Annotated in this window: 23 protein-coding genes and 4 pseudogenes; 17 read left to right on the forward strand and 10 right to left on the reverse strand. The window is 35.9% G+C overall.

From position 1 onward, the window contains the following. Positions 1–460: 460 nt before the first annotated feature. Positions 461–1,072 (forward strand): class I SAM-dependent methyltransferase, encoded by a 612-nt coding sequence (locus QRY57_RS07745; protein ID WP_286017113.1) that lies wholly within the window; start codon positions 461–463, stop codon positions 1,070–1,072. A gap of 546 nt (positions 1,073–1,618) precedes the next feature. On the opposite strand, the gene QRY57_RS07750 is transcribed toward QRY57_RS07745, so the two are convergent. Beyond that, positions 1,619–2,401 (reverse strand): FkbM family methyltransferase, encoded by a 783-nt coding sequence (locus QRY57_RS07750; protein WP_286017114.1) that lies wholly within the window; start codon positions 2,399–2,401, stop codon positions 1,619–1,621. Positions 2,402–3,266: 865 nt separating this feature from the next. Here QRY57_RS07750 and QRY57_RS07755 point away from each other — a divergent pair. From QRY57_RS07755 to QRY57_RS27100, 3 genes and pseudogenes are all read left to right on the forward strand, one after another. Further along, positions 3,267–3,458 (forward strand): annotated as a pseudogene (locus QRY57_RS07755) (sugar phosphate nucleotidyltransferase); the annotation flags it as partial. 375 nt (positions 3,459–3,833) lie between these two features. Then, the gene (locus tag QRY57_RS07760; protein WP_286017115.1) at positions 3,834–5,561 is read left to right on the forward strand and encodes a glycosyltransferase; all 1,728 of its coding nucleotides are present in this window, start codon (positions 3,834–3,836) and stop codon (positions 5,559–5,561) included. A 64-nt stretch (positions 5,562–5,625) separates the two neighbouring features. After that, positions 5,626–5,757 (forward strand): annotated as a pseudogene (locus QRY57_RS27100) (glycosyltransferase family 2 protein); the annotation flags it as partial. A gap of 646 nt (positions 5,758–6,403) precedes the next feature. On the opposite strand, the gene QRY57_RS07765 reads toward QRY57_RS27100, so the two are convergent. Continuing rightward, positions 6,404–7,609 (reverse strand): glycosyltransferase family 2 protein, encoded by a 1,206-nt coding sequence (locus tag QRY57_RS07765; protein WP_286017821.1) that lies wholly within the window; start codon positions 7,607–7,609, stop codon positions 6,404–6,406. Between the two features lie 617 nt (positions 7,610–8,226). Between QRY57_RS07765 and QRY57_RS07770 the strand changes: the two are divergent. The 5 genes and pseudogenes from QRY57_RS07770 (at position 8,227) to rfbD (ending at position 12,741) form a co-directional block, all read left to right on the forward strand. Next, positions 8,227–9,170, forward strand: a pseudogene (locus tag QRY57_RS07770) (NAD-dependent epimerase/dehydratase family protein). A 441-nt stretch (positions 9,171–9,611) separates the two neighbouring features. Continuing rightward, positions 9,612–10,361, forward strand: coding sequence for a sugar phosphate nucleotidyltransferase (locus QRY57_RS07775; protein ID WP_286017116.1), 750 nt, complete (start codon positions 9,612–9,614; stop codon positions 10,359–10,361). Then, a complete protein-coding gene (rfbC, locus tag QRY57_RS07780) occupies positions 10,358–10,924 on the forward strand; it encodes a dTDP-4-dehydrorhamnose 3,5-epimerase (RefSeq protein ID WP_286017117.1) in 567 nt (188 codons plus the stop codon). The genes QRY57_RS07775 and rfbC overlap by 4 nt, the downstream gene beginning before the upstream one ends. Then, on the forward strand, positions 10,921–11,892 hold the full coding sequence (rfbB, locus tag QRY57_RS07785; RefSeq protein ID WP_286017118.1) for a dTDP-glucose 4,6-dehydratase: 972 nt from the start codon (positions 10,921–10,923) through the stop codon (positions 11,890–11,892). Before rfbC ends, rfbB begins: the two co-directional genes overlap by 4 nt. A gap of 6 nt (positions 11,893–11,898) precedes the next feature. Then, the gene (gene rfbD / locus QRY57_RS07790) at positions 11,899–12,741 is read left to right on the forward strand and encodes a dTDP-4-dehydrorhamnose reductase (RefSeq protein WP_286017119.1); all 843 of its coding nucleotides are present in this window, start codon (positions 11,899–11,901) and stop codon (positions 12,739–12,741) included. 104 nt (positions 12,742–12,845) lie between these two features. Here the strand turns inward: rfbD and QRY57_RS07795 are convergent, their stop codons facing one another. Together QRY57_RS07795 and QRY57_RS07800 are read right to left on the reverse strand one after the other, a co-directional pair. Continuing rightward, a complete protein-coding gene (locus tag QRY57_RS07795) occupies positions 12,846–13,955 on the reverse strand; it encodes a hypothetical protein (protein WP_286017120.1) in 1,110 nt (369 codons plus the stop codon). Between the two features lie 504 nt (positions 13,956–14,459). Further along, positions 14,460–15,056, reverse strand: a complete 597-nt coding sequence (locus QRY57_RS07800) for a BclA C-terminal domain-containing protein (RefSeq protein ID WP_286017121.1) — start codon at positions 15,054–15,056, stop codon at positions 14,460–14,462. Positions 15,057–15,300: 244 nt separating this feature from the next. Here QRY57_RS07800 and QRY57_RS07805 point away from each other — a divergent pair, with 244 nt between their 5' ends. After that, positions 15,301–15,936, forward strand: coding sequence for a CotO family spore coat protein (locus tag QRY57_RS07805; RefSeq protein ID WP_286017122.1), 636 nt, complete (start codon positions 15,301–15,303; stop codon positions 15,934–15,936). Between the two features lie 66 nt (positions 15,937–16,002). On the opposite strand, the gene QRY57_RS07810 is transcribed toward QRY57_RS07805, so the two are convergent. Then, positions 16,003–16,497 carry a CotY/CotZ family spore coat protein gene (locus tag QRY57_RS07810; protein ID WP_026591483.1) on the reverse strand — a complete coding sequence of 165 codons (495 nt, stop codon included), beginning with the start codon at positions 16,495–16,497 and terminating at the stop codon, positions 16,003–16,005. A 199-nt stretch (positions 16,498–16,696) separates the two neighbouring features. Between QRY57_RS07810 and QRY57_RS07815 the strand changes: the two genes are divergently transcribed. Then, positions 16,697–17,056, forward strand: coding sequence for a DUF1360 domain-containing protein (locus QRY57_RS07815; protein ID WP_026591482.1), 360 nt, complete (start codon positions 16,697–16,699; stop codon positions 17,054–17,056). A 113-nt stretch (positions 17,057–17,169) separates the two neighbouring features. Further along, positions 17,170–17,364, forward strand: coding sequence for a cytochrome C oxidase subunit III (locus QRY57_RS07820; RefSeq protein WP_139265579.1), 195 nt, complete (start codon positions 17,170–17,172; stop codon positions 17,362–17,364). Positions 17,365–17,597: 233 nt separating this feature from the next. Here the strand turns inward: QRY57_RS07820 and QRY57_RS07825 are convergent, their stop codons facing one another. Beyond that, positions 17,598–18,065 carry a CotY/CotZ family spore coat protein gene (locus QRY57_RS07825; protein ID WP_286017123.1) on the reverse strand — a complete coding sequence of 156 codons (468 nt, stop codon included), beginning with the start codon at positions 18,063–18,065 and terminating at the stop codon, positions 17,598–17,600. Between the two features lie 177 nt (positions 18,066–18,242). Beyond that, entirely contained in the window at positions 18,243–20,306 is a 2,064-nt protein-coding gene (locus QRY57_RS07830; protein ID WP_286017124.1) for an ATP-dependent helicase, read from the reverse strand. A gap of 253 nt (positions 20,307–20,559) precedes the next feature. Between QRY57_RS07830 and QRY57_RS07835 the strand changes: the two genes are divergently transcribed. Then, entirely contained in the window at positions 20,560–20,892 is a 333-nt protein-coding gene (locus QRY57_RS07835) for a DUF4183 domain-containing protein (protein WP_331280094.1), read from the forward strand. Positions 20,893–20,912: 20 nt separating this feature from the next. After that, complete coding sequence (locus QRY57_RS07840) at positions 20,913–21,326, forward strand: DUF4183 domain-containing protein (RefSeq protein WP_090693188.1); 414 nt, start codon at positions 20,913–20,915, stop codon at positions 21,324–21,326. 115 nt (positions 21,327–21,441) lie between these two features. Here QRY57_RS07840 and QRY57_RS07845 read toward each other — a convergent pair whose 3' ends face one another. From QRY57_RS07845 to QRY57_RS07855, 3 genes are all read right to left on the reverse strand, one after another. Next, on the reverse strand, positions 21,442–21,864 hold the full coding sequence (locus QRY57_RS07845; protein WP_286017125.1) for a GNAT family N-acetyltransferase: 423 nt from the start codon (positions 21,862–21,864) through the stop codon (positions 21,442–21,444). Between the two features lies 1 nt (position 21,865). Next, positions 21,866–22,384: a YjcG family protein gene (locus QRY57_RS07850; protein WP_090693181.1), complete on the reverse strand. Its 519-nt coding sequence runs from the start codon at positions 22,382–22,384 to the stop codon at positions 21,866–21,868. 90 nt (positions 22,385–22,474) lie between these two features. Further along, positions 22,475–23,206: an alpha/beta hydrolase gene (locus tag QRY57_RS07855; protein WP_098302396.1), complete on the reverse strand. Its 732-nt coding sequence runs from the start codon at positions 23,204–23,206 to the stop codon at positions 22,475–22,477. Positions 23,207–23,575: 369 nt separating this feature from the next. Here QRY57_RS07855 and QRY57_RS07860 point away from each other — a divergent pair, with 369 nt between their 5' ends. The 3 genes and pseudogenes from QRY57_RS07860 to QRY57_RS07870 all read left to right on the forward strand — a co-directional run bounded on the left by QRY57_RS07860 (position 23,576) and on the right by QRY57_RS07870 (position 25,892). After that, a complete protein-coding gene (locus QRY57_RS07860) occupies positions 23,576–24,487 on the forward strand; it encodes a DMT family transporter (protein ID WP_286017126.1) in 912 nt (303 codons plus the stop codon). 382 nt (positions 24,488–24,869) lie between these two features. Further along, entirely contained in the window at positions 24,870–25,286 is a 417-nt protein-coding gene (locus QRY57_RS07865; protein ID WP_286017127.1) for a VOC family protein, read from the forward strand. Between the two features lie 190 nt (positions 25,287–25,476). Then, a pseudogene (locus QRY57_RS07870) lies at positions 25,477–25,892 on the forward strand (PH domain-containing protein). Positions 25,893–26,049 lie beyond the last annotated feature (157 nt).

The following is a 26,049-nucleotide window of genomic DNA, read 5'->3' on the forward strand; positions in this document are numbered from 1 at the left end:
GGTTAGTACCATATGACTATAAGTGGTATATATACCGCAATTGAAAAGTAAAATGGGTAGAGATAAGGTTTAGGGTGAAGAGCATATTAGGTTTTGCGGGTAGAAATATATAATAGCTCAGCCAACAGATTTTTAGAAATGAAACAGGTTTATTCACAATAAAAAAGAGTAATAAGATGGGAGGGGGAATGAATAACTAAGACAATAAATTTCTATGTACATAACTCGAAATTTATTTGGCTCATAGTGATATATAATAAGGTTCTTTATTCTGAAATTTTCACTTCCTTACGTCACATATAATTATTAAGTAGATAACAGAGCGAAACACTATTTTACTAGAAGTACTGTTCCAATATTTATTCAGAAATATTTGTAATTATCCTGTAAAAGTTGATAAAGCGTCTTTATGAAAATGTTGATAATCCCATATTCTAAAATAGAAGAAGGAGGTTCGGTTATGAAAGAAATTTTCAAGCGTATTTATCAAAATAATTTATGGGGAGGAAAACAATCTGTATCTGGACCTGGATCAGATGTTGAACAGACTGAAACCATTGTAACGCAAATTCCTATTTTAATTCATAATTTTAAAATTAAAACTATGTTAGATGCACCATGTGGGGATTTTAACTGGATGACACATATTAATTTAAATGTAGACTACACAGGGGTTGATATTGTTCCGGATTTAATCGAAAAAAATAATAAAATGTATGCTAACCCAAGAAGAAAATTCCTCTATTCGGATATTACCCGGGACCCTCTTGCTAAGGTAGATCTAATTCTTTGTCGAGATTGCCTTGTACATCTCTCGTTTCAGGATATTCAACTAGCACTTCATAATTTTAAAAGAAGCGGTTCAAAATATCTTCTTACTACAACATTTACTCGAATAGAAAGCAATAAAGATATAGTTACAGGAGAATGGCGCCCTTTAAACTTTGAAAGGCAACCTTTTAACTTTACAAAACCTTTGTTCATTATTAATGAAAATTGTACTGAGAACAATCTGCAATATTCAGATAAGTCATTGGCGTTGTGGGAAATAGATAGTATACCTCCCTGTTAAGTATAGAATATCTTGATCTTAAAATAGAGGAAGATGGAGCTCTACATTAAGAAAGGAGACTATCAAAACTTATATATAGAAAAATAAACATAAGTATGAAATTTATAAATTATGGTTGAATTCTAGCACTTTTCGTATCGGAAATTTAAATAATGAATTTAATCAATCGTACGATTGAACAATTTCGAAATATATTGAGTATACAGGATATTGAGTTAATCTATATCAATCACTTGATTCAATTTCCTATACCATTATTAATGAATCTTATTCAGGATTCTGGCGTAGGCTATATTTTTCCTACATTAACGGGCAGTAAGACCCTCACCAAAAAATTCAGCAAAAGCAAAGAAGTTAGGTGGGGGATCAACTGCCCGTAAAAGTTCGATTGGTGAGGGCTGATAATTAGTGGGAGAAAAAGCCCCCCCGCTGATTAAAGTTTCACTTTATTATAATAGAACCCTACGATAATACTAAAATGACATTCTTTTTTATAGCTGGATAAGGTTCAATATAACTGGTTAAATAAGGAAATAGAATTTATTTTCACCAACACTCATCGGTGAAAATAAATTCTCCAGTATTTGTAATACGTAAAATTACATCTTTATTTACAAGGTTACCAAAAACGTCATATATATATTTGTAACATTGTAGATTATCTAGTAAATTCTTAGTTTGAATATTGATCTGGTTTTGGGGGTCATTACTTTTATTTGGTATAAAGTTGACATGATCATTTAAAAATACTGGATGTAAAGATAAATATAAAGTTGGTTTTTGCAATTTTAAAAATTCATGTAAAAAGGGGATTAAAGAATACTCTCCACCCTCAATATCCATTTTTATGAAATTAACATTTTCAATATTATTTTCAGTAATTAAATCATATATAGTCAAAGCTCTAACCTGACAATAATGATCTGAAATTGTTGGAATAAGACTTGAGGAAGAGTCACCAAATCTAGATCTCATATATAAATTGGTATTACCCGATTTCTCAGCTATTGCCGCATTGATACAAGTTATTTTTGAGGAAATATCAGGATTTAAGTTCAGGTTTGTAATAAGTTCATTAAAAGCAACGGGATCAGGTTCAAGGCCATAAACGTGTTTAGCTTTATGAGCCCCATATAATACTGTTGGTCCAATCCAGGCTCCTATATCAATATAGGGATGTTCGGGGTGTAAGAATCTGTCAAATATCTTGAATGTCTGTTCTTCCCAATTATTTCGGTGCATTTCATCCCATATCCATCTCGTGTTTTGATTAGAAATTACACTGAAGTTAATCCCATTTTTTTGAATATTTATTGTGCCTGAAGGCATGATTTAATCGCCCCTTTATAACGTTTTTTAATGAAATATTTAAGAGGTTATTGGAGATTTGTATTTTCATGTATACTATTCTGCTGGTTTATGAGAAAAATCATAATAGTATAAAATAGAAGGAATTCTTATTTGATTTACAATATCTTTTGAAACTCTAGCTCCCTATTCATCGTCTTCTCCAAAGCTAATATTTAAAAATTTATGTTGAACGGCAATTTTCTTTGCATAACACATTAAATGGTTAGGTTTTCTATAGTAGAAATTTGCATCTTCCTTTTTTTAACATCACTAAGATTTCCACAGGCTTACTTTGTGATTGTTTATCTAATTCATCAATTATTCGCTGTAAGTAACTTTTTCGCTCTGGAACGGATGGGGGAAGGATAGATATAGATAATGTAACACTCAACTTATCACTTCCTTTGGGTAGATTGTTTATGCGAGAAGCTAATATATAGTAATACTATTTAACATATATATGCTTTATGTTTGCATCTTTCAATCTATCTCTATAGTATGCGGTAAGTTCTTTTTTGTTCGTAATTTTCTATAAGTAATTATCGTATTTTATAAGAGTGTCTTATACAGCGGGATAAGGTATCTACGATTTGTAAAAAAAGAATCAGGATTTGTGTATAAATAGGAAGTAAAACGATAGAAATAATGGATGCTCATGTAGTAAACACATACGCTAAGGCAATATCTTATGTAAGGATTTAGATAAAAAGGGAATATAGAGAGGTATTATATACATATATAGGATATGTATAAAGTTTACAGAATTGAATTCATCATTTGTGTAACGTTAAAGGTAATAGAAAATAGCAGCATGAATACACAGCTTTGAAGGAGAAGCAATAAAATGAAAGGAATTATCCTTGCCAGTGGAACTGGGTCTCGGTTATACTCGATTATAAAAATCATAAATAAACATTTGTTTTTCGTCCGTTACTCTCCTATGATTTATCACTCTGTATATAAGCTTCGGGAATGCGGTATTACAGATATTATTGTCATTAACGGGAAAGAGCATATGGACGATGTAATCAGTTTTTTTGTAGTGAAGCTGAATTTGAGATGTTCTTCACATAGCATGTACAAGAGAAAGAAATAACAAAAAGTATGCTAATTCTAAAAGGAAATTTCTCGTCTCAAGATATTCAACTAGCACTTCATAATTTTAAAAGAAGCACTCGAAATATATCCTTACTACAATATTTACTCGAATAGAAAGTAGTTACAGGAGGATGGCGTCCTTTAAATCTTGAAAATCACCTTTCAGCTTTACAAAACCTTTGTTTATCATTAATGAAAATTGTATAGAGAATAATCTACAGTATTCAGATAAGTTCTTGGCGTTAAGTATAGAATACCTTAATCTTAGAATAGAGCAAGATGAAACTCTCGATTAAGAAAGGGGACTATCAACATGGATGATTCTCAGTTCTTTACTTTTACCGGAAATGAGAAATTCTGTGTCCAAAAGTGCTTTCATTCTGTTAAAAATTCCTTTACGTATGAGTTTTTGGTAAAACCACAAGCTCTTCATAAAGTAGATATAGAGTCTCAAAAAGGTTGCTCAGGCACATCTAGGCAAAGATATTTAATCAGTGCAGAATATGGTGGGGATGAAAATACAGCAGGAGTAGGGGTATCTGTAGGGATAAATGGAATATCCGTTTATGAGCATTCGGTCAATCATCTACCTGCAACTCTAGTTTTCCAAAGCTTTATTTCTGGCTGGACACATGTAACAGTAGTATATGAAAATCGGACTCCTACTCTTTATATAAATGGAGAATTTATAAAAAGAGGATTACCTAGTACAAAAGCTAATGTCCTAGCATCAGGAGTTTTTGGCGGACTTGATCCCTATGGTTTTTTTATTGGACAGCTAAAATATATTAGAATATGGGATTATCCAAAGTCAGCAAAACAAATTAAGGAAATGCTGACTCAAGGGCTAAAGAATAAAGAGACGGGTTTAGTTGGTTATTGGGAATTTAATCGTGACTCTTCTGAGGGTTTAGTAATTAGTAATCATAAATTGAACGATATGCCGAGAAGAGGGATTTTATTTGTTATGAATCCTATAGGTGGGGGAACAGAACACTATCAAAACCTATATATAGAAAAAAATAAACATAAGTATGAAATTTATAAATTATGGTTGAATTCTAATACTCTTCGTATCGAAAATTTAAATAATGAATCGTACACTTTTAAACTAAATGATTTTAACAGTGAACATTTTCAGAGGGTGTTAATTTTATTGGGTATAGATTTGATTTATATTAATCACTTGATTAATTTTCCTATATCAGTATTAATGAATCTTATTCAGGATTCGGGTATAGAATATATTTATTTTATACATGATTTTTATTGTGTATGCCCTCTAATACATCTAATAAATAGTGATGGGGTATATTGTAATAATGAAACGGATGAATTTATATGTCAAAATTGTTTGGATAAAATTAATGCTATAAACATTAAGAATTGGAGAGAGAATTTTTTATCTTTTTTACAAGGGGCCAAAAAGGTAATTGCTCCAAGTAATAGTACAAAAGAAATGATACAGAAACATTTTCCACTTGTTCATATAGATGTTAAGGAGCATTCTCTATCTAGTACTGTTCGCTATACCTTCAATTCTCAATTTGTAAATGGAAAAGAGCTTAATGTAGCGTTTATGGGAAATATGCATTATATTAAAGGATTTCATATTTTGTATGAGTTGAAAGATGCTATTGAAAGAGAAAACCTGCCTATTTATATAAAAGTCATTGGTTCAACAAATAGACATCGGAGTTTTAGAAGTGCAGATGGAAAATTTATTGTAACAGGGCCCTACGATAATACTAAAATCTCGGATCTTCTTGCAAGTCATAAGATAGCTCTTACCATAACGTCTTCTATCTGTCCTGAAACTTTTTCTTATACAACAGCTGAAGCTATGTTTTCAGGATATCCTGTTATAACTTTTGATATAGGGGCACCAGCTGAACGAGTTAGAAGGTATAATGGAGGATGGATTTTAGAATCCGTAAATAGTACTAGTATTTTGCAACTTTTAAAACAACTGTTGAATAACCGGAATGAAATCTTGGAAAAGGCAAATAATCTATTAAATATTTCTCAAAATAAACTCTAATTAATAATTCTTTAACAAGGGTGTATATATATGTCATTAATAAGTATCATTAACTTTAAACAATTTTCAAAAAACTAAAACATGTATAGATAGTATTTATACATTTACTGATCAGCCATACGAGTTAATCATCGTTGACAAGAGTTCGAAAGATGAAATTTTAGAGTATTTAAAAAACCTTCAGATATCAACTTAATATGTAATAAGCAAAATAAAGGGTTTGCTGCAGGATGTAATCAAGATATGAAGATAGCGAAAGGAACACAAATATTATTATTAAACAATGACACAATTGAGTGGAAAACATTGAATAAATATTTACAACTCAAAACCCCTTTGAAGCAGGAAAAAAGATAAACAACATAGTGCTAATTCCTAACATCCTGTTGTTTGGGAACTTTTATAAGTAATGTTAGTGCTAAGGAATTACGTGAAAGCAGGAAAGGAATCGAAAAGACGAAGAATAATAACGGTTTCTAGGCATAAACTACCAGTTTATCTATGCTCAAGCGAATTCCTTCCTGCAAAGAACAAAATAGCTTTGAAAAATGGTTGATACAAGTAAAGAAGAATGACATATCTGAAATAAAACAATGTATCAAATATATCCGAGCAGATATAGAGGTTGTGCAACATGTCTTATCTTATTCTAGGAGTAATAGACTTGTTAAAGGTCATGTTAATCGACTAAAGATTATCAAATGATGCATATATAGGCGTACGCTATCAAACTACATAATATATTCTTGAAATAATGTTGATTAGGGATATTATGATACCCTGTATTCCTTCACTAAAATTACAGAAGAACTATTTCACCAACGTTATTAACAGTCATGGTATTAATAAAACTTAGAATTACTTTCAACAACGCTTGCTATATGTGGTGGTAAGTGTTTGATTTTAGATTGAAGACGTTTCTGAGCAGCACGACCTAAGTGACGTTTGTTTTCGATATAGTACGCACATATGGAAATTTCATAGTCAAACAGATAGTCGTAGACGTGGTAATCTACAAAAAGAATATCTTCTTTTGGGAAAGGAATTTCTTTTCCTTGTAATGCATACATCAAACTTATGTTATTTTTTGCTTTCAGTCGATACATTCTCGCAAGGTGGGATAAAGGTTCTGCTCTACAGGGTCTGTACTCCCAAGCATTCTGAAGATAAGTAGTAGCAAGAGCAAAAAATTGTTCTTCCTGATGGATGAAGGTATCTATTTCGGATTGATCAACTTTTGAGTTATTTTGTTCTGACACTTCGATTAATTGAGCGCGTTGGAAAGCAGCCGTATTTGCCAAACGTTCATAACAGAGTCCAATTCGTAAGAGGGCATAAAATACTTCTTCCGCCCATCCGCCCGCTTCAACTCTTTTTTTATACCATTTGATTGCTTCATCTAGTTCATTGAGAGTGGATAATGTTTGTGCTAAGTAAAACATGTATCTGATTTTTAAATCGGGCGGGGTTGCTTCATCGTGAATTCCTTCTAATAGCAACCGTTTATCTCGTTCAAATTTATCACTCTTACTCCCACCATCTCCTTGATCATTGATAATTAGACTATCGAGTTTTTCAACTGTATCAAAGTAAGTTAGTTGATCAGCCTTTAATTTAGAACGATCTAAATCCCAATATTCATGTGTAACTCCAACGGATCGCCATGGTAAAGATGTTTTAAGAATACGAGAAAGCCAATATTTAATGTGACTATCATATTGCATAGTCAAATAATGATCCTTATCTAAGCTACACTTATCAAAATGAGGTGTAACTTCTAAAACCATATCAGCATCGAGCAACAACAAATAATCTGCCTCTGGATAAGTTTTTTGGGCCAAAGATACAGCTAAACTTCGATTATATCCAAAATTTTTAAAAGGTTCATGGTGTACAGTGCCAGGTATGTTATTTTCCCTGCACCAATTTTCAATAATTTCAGGTGTTCCATCAGTCGAACCCGTATCACAAATAGAAACAAAATCAATGATAGATTTAGTCGGATTTAAACATCTTTCTATAATTTTTGATTCATTTTTTACAATCATGCAAAGACATATTTTCTTTTGCGATTTTATGTGCTTTGTTGTTTTTAATTTGTTTTTAGCCACTATTTTCCCCCCTATTTTGTTCAAAAGGTTTTATTCGTTCAACAACATCTGATTTTATATACTTTGAACAAATGCTAATAAAGAGTTATAAGTTCTCTAAAGTATTGTTAATAACTTTCAATCTTACAAATTCTCCTCATTTTAATCATTTGCCTTGCAATCTAATGGGTGCGCTATTGGTATGTGCAACTTCATATACGTAATTAATTACAATGGTAAAGCATGTAAGTATTTTGTTTTACTTTATGTGCGGAAACCATATTAGGCATGCGCTAGATGTATCATATGCAGTAGGCTTTAATTTTGTGAGTCTCTTTAAGCTGACGTTAAAGAGTTATAGGGCTTACTGTAGTAAAAAGTATATCGTCAACATAAATTGTAACGACATTAATGTTATAGAAACGATTATTCTATTGATTGGGACATCAAATATTTTTAGTTGTTTTATATTTAAGGAAATATAATTTTTGGGAGAGCGAATATTTGAAAGCTTTAGTCACAGGTGGACCTGTATCTATATTGTTGATTTCATATTGGAAAACAATATAGATACAGTGGTTGTTGATAATTTAGTTACTGGGCATAAGTATAATATTCCATCAAAAGTTGCTTTCTACCATTTTGATATAAGGGATCCAAATATCGATAAAATTTTCATAGTTGAAAAACCTGATTTTGTGATACATCAAGCGGCGCAAGTATCTGTACAGGAATCTGTAAAACAGCCATTTTACGATTGCAGTGAGAATGTAATGGCTACTGTTAATATTCTTCAAGCTTGTATAAAGTATAATGTAAAAAAATTATTTATGCATCAACTGCTGCTGTATACGGTAATCCCCAATACTTACCTATTGATGAGAACCATGATCTCAATCCTGTATCATTTTACGTTTTATCAAAATTGACCAGTGAAGCATATGTTCAATTATTTGCAAAGCTTTATGGTTTAAAATATACAATTCTTAGATATTCCAATGTTTATGGTGCAAGGCAGAATGCAGATGGAGAAGCTGGTGTCGTTTCCATTTTTATAGATCGTTTATTAAAGAATGATAGTCCAATTATATATGGTGACGGAAATCAAACACGAGATTTTATTTTTGTTAAAGATGTAGCGCATGCTAACTTCTTGGCATTTAGAAATGCTGACAATCAAATATGTAATATTAGTTCGAATCTAAATATTTCCGTCAATGAGCTGCTAGATACAATTTGTAATTTAATGAAAATAGAAGATAAAAGAATATATAAAGAGGAAAGACCAGGGGATGTTATTCATAGGTATTTATCAAATGATAAAGCTAAAAAACATTTGAACTGGCAACCGAAATGTTCATTGCTTAAAGGATTAGTGGAAACAGTTTCTTTTTTTATAAAGAATAAAGAAATATTACAACTCAATTATGAAATTTCAAGTAGAATATATTTAATTACTGGGGCTTTCTTATATTTGATGAGAAGGCTCTTTTCTTATGATAGGTATTCTAAAGCTTAGTAAATAGTAATTTTTTACATAACATGGTGATGAAAACACTTTCTTTATTTTCTGCTTTCAACTATATCGTTTGTAACACACATATATATGTGTGTAGGTAGTTAAATGTAATGTGTAAGGAAAGTAAAAGATAGGAGTTGTTTAAAGGTATTTGGAAATCTATATGGTTATTCTGAAGATAGGTTAGAGCGTAAAAAGCAGTGTGTAGCAAGTATTTTTCTTTATATAAAAGACGAAATTAAATAATTGTTTATCAAATGAAGCTAATGGAAGATAAGCTCCTTTACAAGCAAGGAATTAGATAAAGAGGAATATAGAAAAGCATTATGCACATATATAGGGTATGCAGAGAGTTTGCAGGATTCGGTTGATAATGTATGGAGATTGAAAGCTGTAGTGTATGAACCAAAAATAAAAATGTCTTAAAGGGGGAGGGATAAAATGAAAGGGATTATCCTTGCCGGTGGAACTGGATCACGATTATACCCGATTACAAAGGTCACAAATAAACATTTGCTTCCCGTCGGTCGCTATCCAATGATTTATCACTCTGTATACAAGCTTCGAGAATGCGGTATTACAGATATTATTGTCATTACCGGGAAAGAACATATGGGCGATGTAGTTAATTTTCTTGGCAGTGGAGCTGATTTTGGGGTGTCTTTCACATATCGTGTACAAGAGAAAGCTGGAGGAATTGCTGAAGCACTTGGATTATGCGAAACGTTTGTAGGAAATGAGAAGATGATTGTCATTTTAGGTGATAATGTTTTTTCAGACAGCTTGAAACCGTATGTGGAAAATTACAGAAAGCAAGAGGCGGGAGCAAGAATTTTATTAAAAGAAGTAGATGATCCGCAGCGCTTTGGAGTTCCTCATATTCAAGAGGGGGAGATTGTATGCATTGAAGAAAAACCAGTTTTTCCAAAGAGCAACTATGCTGTAATCGGGATTTATATGTATGATAGCAGTGTGTTTCCGATGATTCGTCAGTTAAAACCTTCTCAGCGAGGAGAGTTGGAAGTAACTGATATTAATAACGAATATTTAGCAAGAGGGGTTCTCAACTACGATACACTACAGGGGTGGTGGACGGATGCCGGAACGCACCCTTCGCTGTATAAAGCGAATACATTAGCGCAGCATGTAGATTTTGGGGATGAGTTTAATGGAGGGGGAGGGAAGATTTGAAGACGATTCCTACATCGCTTACTGATGTTAAGTTTATTGAGCCGAGTGTGTTTCATGATGCACGCGGGTATTTTAAAGAAAGCTATAACGAAAAGGTGCTGCAGCAATTCGGCATCCATCATAAATTTGTGCAGGATAATACATCATATTCAAAGGAGGCGGGTGTGATAAGAGGACTGCATTTTCAGCTAGAGCCGAGAGCACAAACAAAGCTCGTACAGGTTATACAAGGTGCGATTTTTGATGTGATTGTGGATTTGAGGAAGGGATCTCCAACCTATAAGAAATGGCAATCATTTTTGCTAACGGGTGATAATCATCGACTGTTATTTGTACCAAAAGGATTTGCACATGGTTTTTGTACACTCGTTCCTCACACAATTGTCCATTATAAAGTAGATGAATTTTACGACGCGTCATGTGATAGTGGAATCGTATGGAATGATGAAGAATTTGCTATTTCATGGCCCGTTAGTAACCCAATTCTATCAGAAAAAGATGGCATGTTACCTAAATTCAAAGAAATAACTCATTACTTTCAATTTAAGGAGATATTAACATGAATGTACTAGTCACAGGAGGAGCGGGATTTATCGGTAGTAACTTTATTCGTTATTTTCTCAAGAAGTATCCTGATTCCCGTGTTATTAATTATGATTTGTTAACATACGCTGGCAATTTATCTAGTATCAAGGATATAGAGCCTCTTAGTAATTATACCTTTATACAAGGGGATATAAGAGATGCTAAGAAAATTCAAGCTGTAATGCAAGATTACAAAATTGATAGTATTGTGCACTTTGCAGCGGAATCGCACGTAGACAGAAGTATACAAGGTCCTATGGAATTTTATACGACAAACATAGTAGGAACAGCTGTATTATTAGAAGCTGCTAAAGCTTTCGGTATTCAGCGGTTTCTTCACATTTCAACAGATGAAGTGTACGGATCTCTAGGAGAAATAGGTCATTTTACGGAAGAGACTCCTATCTCACCAAATAGCCCTTATTCTGCTAGTAAAGCCAGTTCGGATTTAATCGCTCTTTCTTATTTCGAAACGTACAAACTTCCTGTAATTGTTACACACTGTTCTAACAATTATGGTCCATATCAATATCCAGAGAAACTCATTCCGCTTATGATTACAAATGCAATGGAAGATAAAGAACTTCCTGTATACGGGACGGGACAAAACGTGCGGGATTGGCTTCATGTATTCGATCATTGCACAGCAATTGATTTAGTTCTGCATAATGGGAGAGACGGAGAAATATATAATGTTGGAGGCAATAATGAAAAGAGAAACATAGAGATTGTGGAAACGATTTTAGAAAAACTCGGAAAATCAAAGAGTATGATATCATTCGTCCCAGATCGCCTTGGTCATGATTGGCGGTACGCGATTGATTCGTCTAAGTTACAGAGAGAACTGGGATGGAAACCGGTATACTCATTTACAAAAGGCTTGGAGGATACAATAGAATGGTATAGAGAGAATGAACAATGGTGGAAACCACTGAAAAGTAGGTGAGATAAAGTGAAAGTACTTGTTACAGGAGCAGGAGGTCAGCTTGGTAAAGAATTTGTTGCGTACTTTGCAGAAAAGGAATGCACATTATATCATTTCACAAGGAAAGAATTAGATGTTAGAGATGCTACGTCACTTATTCCTATCATGAAAAACCTAAAACCAGATCTTGTCCTTCACTGCGCTGCGTATACAAGAGTAGATGCTGCGGAAGAAAATTGGAAAGAAGCATATGCTGTAAATGCATTGGGGACAAGAAACATAGCGGTAGCTTCGGAAGCAATAGGAGCGAAACTGGTTTATTTTAGTACGGATTATGTATTTGATGGAATGCAAACGCGTGATTACCACGAATTTGATCAAACAAATCCTCTTAACGTATATGGTGCTTCTAAGCTAGCGGGGGAAGAAGCAGTAAAAAACTTTCACAGTCGGTACTTTATTATTAGGACTTCTTGGTTGTATGGCAAATACGGCCCAAATTTTGTACGGACAATGCAGACGTTGGCTCAGACAAAAAAGGAGCTAAGTATTGTTTGTGATCAAATTGGGTGTCCTACTTATACAAAAGATCTAGTATGTAAAACCGGCGAAATGATACAAACGAATCAGTATGGAACCTACCATGTGTCAAATCAGGGGGAATGTTCTTGGTTTGAGTTTGCTGCTCGTATTTTTCAGGAAATGGGAGCGGATGTTAAAGTGATCCCTGTGAAAACAGAAAAATATGAGGCGAAAGCAGAAAGACCACGCTATTCAGTTTTACAGCACCTGTGCCTAGAACTGAATGATTTTGCTCCTATGAGGCAATGGGAGGAAGCGCTGAGAGAATATGTAATGGAAACTTTGTAATGACAAGTGAAAAAGTATTCAGACACAAAACAGGCTGTGGAGAAGACTTTCTCCACAGCCTGTAAATCGTAGCTCCATTAAGGAACTACGATTTTGTCAAATAATTAGAAGAACTTCTGCACACAACCATCACAACCTCCACCGGTAGGTTGGAATACGACGTTGTCGATGGATGCGTCACCTGTTGATCCTGCGAGGTTTTGGAAAGAAATGCACGCTGTTGTCGCGCCGGAAGGCACACAGACAACGAGAGTGTAGTGTTGGAAGAGAGATTGAGGTTGATTACCAACTGGTACAATGTGTGGAATAGGATTCGGCGTATTCAGTGAATTAGCAATCTCCGCAGGGTCAGGCGGACATGTCGTTCCCAGTACTCCTGGAAATGAAACGGACGCTACAAGTATCGTATTAGCTCTTACATCAGCAGCAAAGGAAAGCGTATAGCAACAACCTTCATCGACATCGACAGACTGGTTGATACTTCCTCCTGGTGGAAGGTCCGCAGCTTGGAGACGGCGTGTTGTAGCACTAGTTAAAATGCCACTGTGGGCGAAGTTGTCTGCATTTGAAGCTGTTCCTCCTACTGTTTGAGGAGATCCCGTCGGCGACCCCGTCGGACTCGGATTCCAAAATGGAATTGCTCCTGTAGCCCCTGCTGAAGCCCCTGTCAATCCTACATCAGCATCAAATCCAGGATTGTCGAGCAGATTAGTACATGGACAACAACCTGGCCCAGTCGGCCCGGTATTACCAGTCGGCCCAGTCGGCCCAGTCGGCCCAGTCGGCCCAGTCGGCCCAGTCGGCCCAGTTGGCCCAGTCGGTCCGGTCGGCCCAGTCGGCCCAGTCGGTCCGGTCGGCCCAGTTGGCCCAGTCGGTCCAGTTGGCCCCGTATTACCTGTTCCAGCAGCTCCAGTTGGCCCAGTCGGTCCAGTCGGTCCAGTTGGCCCAGTCGGTCCAGTTGGCCCCGTATTACCTGTTCCAGCAGCTCCAGTTGGCCCAGTCGGCCCAGTCGGTCCAGTCGGCCCAGTCGGTCCAGTTGGCCCAGTCGGTCCAGTTGGCCCAGTCGGTCCAGTTGGCCCAGTCGGTCCAGTTGGCCCAGTTGGCCCAGTTGGCCCAGTCGGTCCAGTTGGCCCAGCAGGTCCAGTTGGTCCGGGTTGAGGTAAAGGGAATAAACAATTAAGCGGTATGCAGTTATGTTGATTAAACCTATCCAAGTCAGTTCCTCCTCATCTTTTGTATAAAACTTAATAAAAATATAAACATCCATACATTGTATGAATGATAAAAAATAATGGTACCGAGTATATACTCTAAAAGGTGTAAATGAGTACATTATTTTAAGGTGGGATTTCCAAATGATTTGAGAGTCTGTTCTATATTGTACAATTGGAGTGTTTTTTTGTTTTTATATACATTCTGATAACTTAAAATAGGTTATGTGAATGAGCTTTCTCTTGTAAACAGAAAAAAGATAAGTAATTATCAGAATTGAGAGTAAATTGAAAAGAAGTATCCTGCTTTTATGAATGGTAGGATACTGATATTTTTTAAGAAATAGGAACTAGTGTTAGGGTTCTTCCTGTGAAAACAGAAGAATAGGAAGCGAAAGCAGAACGAATACGATATTCTGTAGTTGGGCTATTATATGTAAAAAATCAACCGACCACCTCAATTTCATGGTAAACATGAAATTGAGAGGTGATTGATTGATGAACTTTCTAAGCGAGTTTTTCAAACAGAATCGATGCACTGACCACAGCAGGATTAGGACCACCCGCTACTTGGTTATTCAAAGCAGTATTACCATCAATATTTCGTAGGGTAATAGTGTCCCCTTGGTTTAATGCAACGATTACTTGCCCAGGGAGTGTTTGGTTACCTGAACCAGATCCATAATTTGAACCTGCTATTTGAGTCGCATTATTTAAAAATAAAGCGAAGGCAGAAGTACCTTGTTGAGGGAATGTCTCCCAATCGATGCGGTATGTTCCTGTTTGATTAATAGTGATAGTTGTAGATGTTGGAGTAAATGTTACAATTGTTGAGTTAGCCCCGACATTATTAAATGAAACATTCGCATTTGCAGCTAAGGTTTGTGCATCGGTACTATAAATATAGGCAAAACCTATTGTACCAGTCGGCCCAGTCGGTCCGGTCGGTCCAGTCGGTCCAGTCGGTCCAGTATTACCTGTACCAGCTTGCCCAGTCGGCCCAGTCGGCCCAGTCGGTCCAGTCGGCCCAGTTGGCCCAGTTGCCCCGGTTTGGGGTAAAGGGAATAAACAATTAAGTGGTATGCAATTATGAAACCTATCCAAATCAATTCCTCCTAATTTCTTGTATGAAATTTAAAATATAGAAACTTTAATATATTGTATGAATGATAAAAAATAATGGTACTGCTTATCTTTGAAAATGGGACACCTCTTTTTGACACATTTTAGTTTGCAATATTCCTATAAGAAATGATGTCTATTCCTTATTATTGATAAATTTAAAGGCAAGTTCTTCAATTTTGGGAATATACTTTGAAGAGAAGTGTTGTTGACAGGAGGGAGAACCTTGACTAAAAAGCAAACTGAGGATATAAAAAACCAGCCTCGTCTTTATACGGCAGAACCTAATTTGGAGAAAAGTAAGTGGAATATACAACAAACGTTTATTCTTAAATTGAATCAAAGCGTTTCTGAAAAAAAGGAAGAAGTGCAAAATGTTGTGAAAGAAGAGCAAGTCGTCAAGGAAGATAAAGTAGGGCCATTTGTTCAAGAAGAAATCGTTACATCGGATGAAGAGGCACTAACAGAACAAGAACAACAAGGAAGTTCAGACATTATAGAAGGTATTGAGTTAGTGGAAGTAACAGACGTAACAGAGGTATTAGAAGAAGCCGAAGAATCAACAGAGGTGATAGATGAGTTAGCGGAAGAAAAAAAGGATGGGAAGCCACAAATTTTTTTAAAGGATTTGACGAAAAAATCGTTTAAGGATATGGACAATGAAGAGAAAATATATTTTTTTCTTCATAGACCGCATTACATTCCAAATGTAAAATGCCGCGTAATAACAGTGAAGGATATATATGTAGGGTTTATCATTTCGTATGAAGATGGTTATGTATCTATTAATTCAGCACAAACATTCGAAAAATTCCAAGTGAAGTTTGAAGAGATTGTATCGATTCAAATTATGGGAATATAGAAAAGGTGGTAGGAATACCTACCACCTCATAGTTTTTTAGTTTTACAAATTGTTCTAATCAAGCGATTATACGCCTGGAACATTTACATCACGTAAACATTGAATCGCACAGAAACAATTTAAATCAACTGTAATAGATAAATTTGTAGAGATTAATTGTGGTATTGTTTGTTTTAAAAACGCACAAACAATATCTTCAGGTGTTGCAGCCGTTTCTGGAGTAAGTCCAGGCGGAACTAATATCTGTAATACGGCGCAGCAATCATCTACACTCGCTACGCGATAAATAGGGGCGCTTGCACAGATATCATCACTTGATATTCCAGGATTGTTTTCTTGGAAGAATACGGAAGAAAAAAGTTCTCCTTCTGTAGTATATAACAAAAAAGGGCGAGTGTTTGCGAATTTAGCGCCTTGATTTGCTCCTAAAAATGGAACGTCACAGCCTGTTGGGCAAGCAGAAGAAGCACAATCTTGCAATTCATCGATAAATTTTACCACGTCACATACGCAGTTTGAGCGGTGATGGTGATGATCATGTCTTTCATCTTTACAACTCATGAATTTCACTCCTTATATTTAGTTTTCATTTACACTATTAGAGTATTGAAATAGGAGCAAATCGGTTACGGTTCATAGGATGTTTTTTTTTCGGGATAAGCCTTTATTTGTCCTCATTTAAAGGAGAGTAAAGTCTTCGGCTTTGGATGCTTACGATATGTTTTATGTTTCGGTAAATAGAAATAAGGAGATGAGAAGAATGTTCTCCAATAGTTGGTTTTTATTCTTTATTTTTTCGTTAGCTGTGTTTCGGTTTACGCGTCTCATTGTATACGATAAAATTACCAGCTTTATACGCTCTCCTTTTATTGAAGAAGTACAAATTCAAGAACAAGACGGAACCATGTCTACATATATGAAAGTGAAGGGGACTGGACTCCAAAAATGGATTGGTGAATTGTTAAGTTGTTATTGGTGTACAGGTGTATGGATTAGTGCATTTTTACTTCTCTTGTATCATTGGATTCCTAAAGTTGCAGAACCTGTATTAGCGTTGTTGGCACTCGCCGGGGCAGCGGCTATTATTGAAACGATAATTGGACGATTTGTTGAAGAATAGAGGTTTTTAACTGATGATTAGTTGAAAAATCGGACTTTAATAGCGTAAAAATAGGTGAACAGAAAGGATAGGCTGTTCATATAGTGAATAGATAGAAATGCACAGCAGAGGAGATGTTTGTTATGGAAGATAATCTGCAATCCAATCCATATAGTCTTCAACAGTGGCAGCAAATGCAGCAACAAGCGCAGCAACAACAGTTATATCAGCAACAGGCACACCAATTACAACAGCAAGGCTTCGTAAAGAAAAAGGGTTGTAATTGTGGTAAGAAAAAAAACATTTCTAATCAACAAAATCAAGGTTGAAAAACACTCATGTTATCGTGAGTGTTTTTGTTTTGTATCAAAATATATGAAAAAGAATTTTTGTAATAAGACAATGAAGCTATATTGTATCGGAGGGGGATATGCCTTTAAAGCATGACATATAGCGAAGGGGTAATTTTGCGGACATATTGAGATACTACAGTGAAGAATCGGGAAGCTAATGGACGAGAAAAATTATATATGTTAAAAGGTTATACTATGCTGTTATATGCTCAGCAGATTGCAACAAATGCATCACGCAAACATTGAATACCACAAAAACAATGTAAATCAACCGTGACACGAGAGGAAGTTGCATGCAATTCAGCATGTGGAATACTTAAGTAAGTACAAACAGGGTTTGGGCTCGTGTCAGGTTCTTTTCCTACAATAACGATCAATGCTTGAAGCACGGCGTAGCAATTTTTATCTACACTTTGTACACGGAAAATAGGAGAGCGGCAATATTTATTTGCAGAAGGAACAGATAATTCGAATGGGTTTCCTGAATTTGTGAATAAAATAAATGGCCGTGTGTTTGCTGCTTTTGCTGCATAATGCGAACCAAGGAATGGAGCATTATACTGCGATGAATAAGCAGTAGATGTGCATTCTTGTAATTCATGTATGAATTTGACGACATTACATATACAGCTTTCATCAAAGTATGTATCATGCCCGTCGCTAGAATTACAGCTCATATTGTTCACTTCCCTATCCTCAAGTTTTTACTATTAGAATATGAGTCGAGAAGAGTCGATATTACGGAGGACAAAGGTGATTCCTGTTTAAAGCAGTGGCGGATTTGACGAATTGTATTGGACAATAAGCAGGATATTATTTGAGGAATATATGAAAAAAGTCAGCACCACATCACATTAAGGTGCTGATTTTTTCGGTAAATCTTTTCGAGCAATATATAAAAATCTCGATACATCTAATTTTTTTCCTCTAAAAAATTGCGGAGAGGAAATATACAGTTCTTCTTTTGCGCGAGTGATGGCGACATACATGAGCCTTCTTTCTTCCTCTAACGCTTCAGAAGTATCAGTCACACGGTCATTTGCATCTTTTAAAGAAGAAGAATGAGGCAGTATACCATCGCTCGCTCCAAGTAAAAAGACACATGGGAATTCCAGTCCTTTTGCATTGTGAATTGACATGAGAGAAACTGCATCTTTTTGTTGCATTGTTTTTAATGCTTCCATTTCTTTTTGGCTTTGAATCGCTGTGCTTACAAATTCTAAATAGGAAGGGATATCGGTAAATCGAGTAGCCGATTCCATTAATTCTTCGAGCATTTCTTCTTGTATGTCTTTATGCATCGTAAAGGAAGAGCGGTCATTGCTTTGTAGGTACTCTAGATATTTACCCTTACCTTTAATAATTTCTTTTAGAGCTTTCTTTGGTTCTAATTCTTTAATGAATTTAATGAAGTCAATCCGTTCGTTTATTTTTTTGACTTGGAATGGTTTTAAACTCGGGTTTAGCAATAGAAAATGCAGGAGGGAAGGGAATCTTCCTTCGCCGTATTTCCACTGCTCGCGTTCAATAAATGAGATGCATTCATCACGGCCGATATACATCGTCGGCAATATGTTTGAGAGCGATTCGATTCGAAACGGTTCATATGCGAGACGTAGCTGATCGAGCACGGGCTTAATTAAAGAATGCTCATAGAACGATTGGCTTGCACCGTGTTTGATAAACGGAACTTTATGAATCGTTAGTTGGTCGAGTAAAGAACGACTGACAGAGTGCGTACGATACAATAAACAAAAGTCTTTGTATTCTCGTTCGCCACTCGCTACTTTATCTTGAATGAGTTGCAGGATTTGATTTGCCTCATCAAGAGTAGTGGCAGGGCGTGCATAAAATGGCTGTATACCTTCTTCATGAACAGAATATAATTCTTTTTTAAAACGTTCTTGATTCAGTTTAATGACTTCGTTTCCAAGACCAACGATAAATGGGTTAGAACGATAATTTGTATTTAAAGCAATAATGGTTGTATCTTCAAATTCTTTTGGGAAGGATAAGATAATTTGATGGCTCGCGCCGCGCCAGCCATATATCGCTTGATCGTCATCTCCCGCGATAAATAAATTATTTCGCGGCGAAGCTAACAGTTTTACAATCTCATATTGCGCATACGACGTATCTTGAAATTCATCGACTTCAATGTAATGGAATCTATTTTGTAATTGCGTTAATAAAGGTGCGTTATTTTCAAGCATATAGAATGTTTCTAGTAAGATATCATCAAAGTCTATATATCCGTATCTTTGTTTTACATCTTCATAGCGTTCATATACTTCACGGAATTCTTGTTCAACGGGTGTTTTTGCTTGTACATCTTTTGGACGATTTAATTTATTTTTCTCGAGTGAAATCATTGCGAGCATTGTTTCTGCGTCATAATCGTCTTTTAAGCGCAATTCTTTCAAAATTTTCTTTATCATAATTTGTTTATGTTTTTCATTTGCTAAAATCTGCTGGTTGTATCCTTGACTGCGAAGCAATTTTAAAAAGACAGAATGGAATGTGCCTGCGACAACGTAGCGACTTGCAGCATGGTTCATACCAGGTAAGCTTGCCACGCGACTTCGAATCTCTTCAGCAGCTTTTTGTGTAAACGTAAGTAGTAAAATGTTGCGTGGATGAACATTTTTTACATTAATTAAATAGCCAACGCGAGTTGTTAACACAGATGTTTTCCCGCTCCCAGCTCCGGCCAATGTAAGAACAGGACCTTCTGTCGTTCTGACTGCTTCTAATTGTTTTTCATTTAAATAGACGCCTTGTCGCTCTAGGGCACGAAAATAAGCTGCATCTGCTTCTTTCTCTGGGATTAAATCAACAGAGGTTTTCGGGATATGATATATTGCCTGCGGAATGCTAGCATGTGTTAATAATTTTTGCGAAAATTTCTCCATTGTCATAACTTCACCTTCAAATATGGGATCAAATAATAACTTTATCGGAAGAAAGGCGAAAAGGCAATGTTAAAAAGAGTATATGGACATGTTTGCATTCGGATATTTTGAATACTGGGGTCAGTTTTATGTAGAATTTTTGAAAAGTATAGGACATACGTTTGCGCAAAAATAAGGATTTAGAATATTAATATATTTAAAGTGCATTTTCTATAGTGGTGTATATGATAGTCTATCAAAAATAGAGAGGTCATGTATTGTGAAGAGAAGGGAAGAGAGTCTCTGTTGTTGTCACTACGTTGCATTTCCAGTTTATAATGCGCCGACAGGACCTAGGAGAGTAACAAATGAAATTTATTATGCTCTTTCAGATGGTCAGAAGTTAATTTATACAAATAGTGATGGGCTACAGGAGTATGGAACTACACAGATTTTGTCACCGAATCAAGTTTCGTGTATGAATTTATTTGTGAATGGTGTTCTTCAACCACCGATAGCTTACAGAGTTGAAGATGGTCAATTGACACTTTTAATCGACGAGGTTCCATTAAAAGGTGTGCCAATTATACTTCAGTTTATTACTGTATATTAAGGAAGGATGAGATTTAAACGATGGCGGTTTCACTAATTAAAATGGTAATTACAGCAACGAGTACGATTTCAGGAGAGGTTACAACAACGACGAATACGACCGTTACTCCTACTGGTAACAGATTTGTGGCGTTTGTAACGGCAGGGATGGTTGTAGGAGGAGTTACTACAATTCCTGCAGCGAATTTTGCAGATGATAGCGGAACGGCAGTAGTAAATTTACCTGCTATAGCAGGTGATTCTTATGTGAATCTGTACGTGAATGGTGTGCTTCAACAAGCGGATCTTATGACGACTTTATCGACAACACAAGTAGTTCTTGGTGCAGCACTTACAGAAAGCCAGCCTGTAATGCTAGAATTTATTAATGTAACAGCAGCTTCTACGTCAACTTCTACGAATAATTTAACAGTTAATACAACAATTAACACATAAAATTGATTGGTATCAGATTTCTTGATAGGGATTATAATCTGATTGAGTTATACTTCTAGCTAATAGAAAAAGCCTTAGCTCTATATTCTTATAGGCTAAGGCTTTTTTCATTAGATTAAATTTCTTTTATCATAACAACATGTGGTATATCTGCTTCTATAAATACATCAGAAACAGTTTCATATCCGAGCTTCTTATAAAAAGGTTCCGCTTGTGTTTGCGCATGAAGTTTCAATTTTGGTAGCGATTCTTCTTTCGCATATGCTTCGAGCGAGTCCATAATGATTTTTCCGACACCCTTTTTGCGATAGGAAGCGAGAACGCATATCCGTTCCATTTTCCCGATGTCATCAACGATGCGAAAGCGACCTGCCCCAACTGGAATATCCTCATCATATATAACGATGTGTTTAGAAGTTTCTTCAAATTCATCGTATTCTTCTTCAGCAGACACATGTTGTTCTTCAACAAAGACTTGTTTGCGTACAGAGAATGCGTCTCTTAGCTGCTGATCTGTTTGTACGATTTGTGCTTGCAAATTAGTTGTTCCCCTTTCCAATATGGAATGTTTCATATACTGTCCATGTTTCATTTTCTAATTGATATAGAAGGTGGAAACGGTCGATTGGTTGCTCGTAATAAAAGTCTTTCATACGTAAGCGACCTAATACATCAGCATGCTCTGCATCTGATAAATTTTGACCAATTGTTAAATGTGGTACGAATGCATATTCACGCTCTTGTGTGAAGAATCCTTTATGCATTTCTTCATTTAACAATGTAAGTTCAGGTGTTTTTTCTACTTTGAAATAAAGAACATTATTAACGGGTGCGAATGAGCTTACCTTTCCAACATGAAGGGTAAACGGATTTGTTTTGTTTGCGATTGTATGCAGTTCTTGTACAATTGCTTCTAATTGCTCATCTGGTGCCTCAAAGGGTGCTTTTAATGTGATATGTGGTGGAACTAATGCATAATGCGGATCATAACGCTTACGCAATCCGTTCGCTTTATCTTGAATCATTTTTGATGGGAAAATTACAATGCCTAGTTTCATCTTTCGATTCCTCCCTTTGTAAGTCTAGTTAGATTTGAGAAAATAACTCCTTATTCTATTGTATCAAATAATTCTGAATATAGCTCTCTATTATTTCATTGATAGAATGTAAGAAAATGCTTTTGGTAAATCATTTTGCCAATATTTCCATGTATGATTGCCTTCAAATTCTTCGTAATGCGTTGTGAAATTTTTCTCTGTAAGCAAGGCATGTAATTCGCGATTTGGCTCTACAAAATCAGAAATTTGCCCATCCGTTCTTTTCACAGCAGTTTCTTCTGTCCCAATTACATGATAAATTTCTAATGCTTGTGGCTCTGTAAAATCTTTTGCAAGGCTCAGTACGGTTTCATCAACAAATGGGGACTGCATAACGACTTTACCAAATGTATGCGGATACATAAGTGATGTCATAAAGGACACTGTACCGCCAAGGGAATCGCCAATTAATACGCGACCTTTTCCCATTTGATAAGTTGGATAGTTTTCATCAATATATGGAACGAGTTCGTGAGCTAGGAAACGAATGTATGCGCTATTTTTCACATCGTTTGGAAAGTATTTTTCTTTACGATCGTGCACATTTTTATATGGAATACCGACAATAATTGTTCGGTCAATTTCTTCATTTTCACGAAGATGCTCAATTACGCGGTGCGCTTTACCAAGCTGGAAATAATCTCTTCCGTCCTGTGCAATTACAACGGTGTGTTTGTGCAGCGGTGTATAATTAGCTGGTAAATAGACGAGAAGTGTAATCTCTTCTTGAAGTGATGTACTGTAAAATGAAAGTTCTTCTATTCTCCCGATTGCTTGACTCATGTGTGATCCCCCTAAATAAAAAATATGCTGTAGTTGCTTTGTGAGGGTAGCGCAGATAGTCAAAATGAAAGGATATATTTACTACCTGTGCTTCTCATTTTATATTTTACCATAGTAGTATGAAGAATCTAAAAAAATAGTATTCATATGATGGAAGAAAGGTTGAGGTAAAAGCTTTCTTTTTTAGATGGGAGAGAAGGTACGGCGATGGATAGAAGTGATTCAGCCCACATCCTAAGTGAAAACAAGGCGAGACAGTAAGTGCAGGTTCTTTTTTGTTTTTCATAACAAAGATTTATATGTTGAAAGATTAAATTGGATTTATATATAATGAGGTGGGGATTTTTACAGGAGAGGGGCAAAACAACTTTGAAACAAGAAAAATCAATCGCACTACCGTTAGCAGTTTCTATTATAGCCATTTCATTTGCAGCAGTTTTCGTAAAGATGTCCTCGGCGCCATCTTCAATTTTAAGTATGTATCGATTATGGATTATTGTAATCCTTATGCTTCCAATCGTTTGGAAAAAGCGTGAAGAGTTTCGCAGAATTCGAGCGCGAGATTGGTGTTTTTTAATAGGATCTGGATTCTTTTTAGCGCTGCATTTCCTTTTATGGTTCGCATCTTTAAAGTTTACAACTGTAGCAAGTTCAACGATTATTTTAGCGCTCCAGCCCATCGTATCGCTAGTTGGAGGTTTTTTTCTGTTTAAAGAAAGAACGACTTCTTCAGCGATTGCCACAATGGGGATTGCCATCTTAGGTGTAATGTGTATTGGATGGGGAGATTTAGGATTAAGTGAGCAAGCGGTGATAGGAGACATTTTATCCTTTTTAAGCGTAATTGCAGTTGTTGGTTATTTATTTATTGGGCAAACAACTGTAAAAAAAGTTTCACACTGGATTTATAGCTTTACCGTGTTTGCATTTGCGGGGCTATTTATAGCTATTTATAATGTAATCATGAGCGTGCCATTTACAGGATATTCCACATGGGATTGGTGGATTTTCATTTTACTTGCGATTGTACCAACTGCTTCACATATGATTAATAACTGGTTATTAAATTATGTGAATGCCACAACGATTTCAATGAGTATTTTAGGCGAGCCTGTTGGTGCGTCTATACTTGCCTTTTTCTTGCTTGGTGAGAAGTTAAATGTGATGCAAGTGATTGGTAGTGTTCTCGTATTATGCGGTGTGTCTATTTTCTTGCTGCAGCAGCAAAAACGTACGCAAAAAGAGCCGGTGCAAAGTGTAGCATTTACGCAAGAGCTGTAGTGTATGTATAGATAATTAGTAGGCTGTTAGGGGCGATCCTAACAGCTTTTTCTATATAAGTTGAAAAACTGATAAAAAACCTTTCTTTTTGGGTGGGAGAGAGGATCCGTTCCTTTTTTAGCTGCATGCCCAGTGGAGTCAAAGAGAGAAAACGAGTGAGGATATCCTTTTTGTTGAGTAATAATAAAATTGTTTACTTACAAATAAAATCGTTACATTTACAAAAAAAGATGCTTAAAAACCTTAATCATGTTATGCCATGAAAGGGCTATTATCTTGAATAAGAGAAAGGGTTATTCGTAAGTAAATCGAAGTTAATTTAAAAGATGTTATTTCGTTTCGCATCGAGCCGTACTACTTAACATTAAGGAGGAAATCGATTATGAGCGACACACAGACATTACGAGGACTAACCACAGTCAGTTTTTGGACGGATAATCTAACAGCGGCAAAGAAGTGGTACGCCAATCTATTAGGCATCGAACCATACTTCGAACGTCCAGGATATGTCGAGTTCCGCCTTGGCGACTACCAGCACGAGCTGGGTTTGATCGATAGCCGCTATGCGCCCGGTGATTCAGTGAGCGGCCCAGCCGGTGCTGTAGTGTACTGGCACGTCGACGATGTAACAGCAACTTTCAAAAAGCTGCTGTCTATGGGAGCAAAAGAGTATGAGGCACCCACAGAGCGCGGTGAGGGGTTCATTACTGCTTCCGTGGTCGATCCCTTTGGAAACATCCTAGGTATTATGTACAATCAGCACTATTTAGAGGTTCTGGATTCGAACAGAAAAGTATAATCCTTTCATCCGAGGCTTGGTAAGTTGAACTGTGGTGTACAGCAATTATCTATGCCAGTGGTAGCTGTCTCGATTTATGTTTACCGCAACTGTTCGGTATTCAACTACTATTCTGGAGACAAAGGGCACAAGAAAAATGAAAAGGGCTTCACGAGGCAATTTGATATATAATGGGTGCGGGGGATTGTATATGTACTTTCCATCAAAAAAAGATGCATGGATATATTCAATTTATTTGGCGGGGTCGCTGCCTGTTTTGCTCCATTTCTTGCAGGAAGGGACTATTTCCTTCTATTTTTCACCATTCCTCTTGCAATTCTTCTCATTTGGAGCTGGTTTACAACAGGGTATACGGTAGAGAATGAACAAATTATTATTCGATATGGGCCGATGAAAAAAAGAATTTCAATTAAGGATATAAGGAAAATTTCAAGAACAAAAAATCCACTAGCAGCCCCGGCATTGTCCTTTGATAGACTGGAAATACTTTATGGTTCTCAGTTTCAAGCAGAGCTTGTCTCACCGAAAGATAAGCAACAATTTGTTTCTTTGTTAAAAAGCATTCATCCGCAAATTGAAGTGGAATATCATATAATGAACAAGTGATAAGAGTGGTCTCAAGAGCCACTCTTATTTTTATTCTCTCGATGTACAGAGAAAAATGTGAAAGCGAGACGGAGATGAAGAAAAATCACGCTGATTTAAAGGTTCACTTTATATTTTGATGCTGAAATTTAAGATTTGCTGGCTATATAGGATGTGA

The organism is Bacillus arachidis, assembly GCF_030285945.1.
In the GTDB taxonomy this organism is placed as follows: domain Bacteria; phylum Bacillota; class Bacilli; order Bacillales; family Bacillaceae_G; genus Bacillus_A; species Bacillus_A arachidis.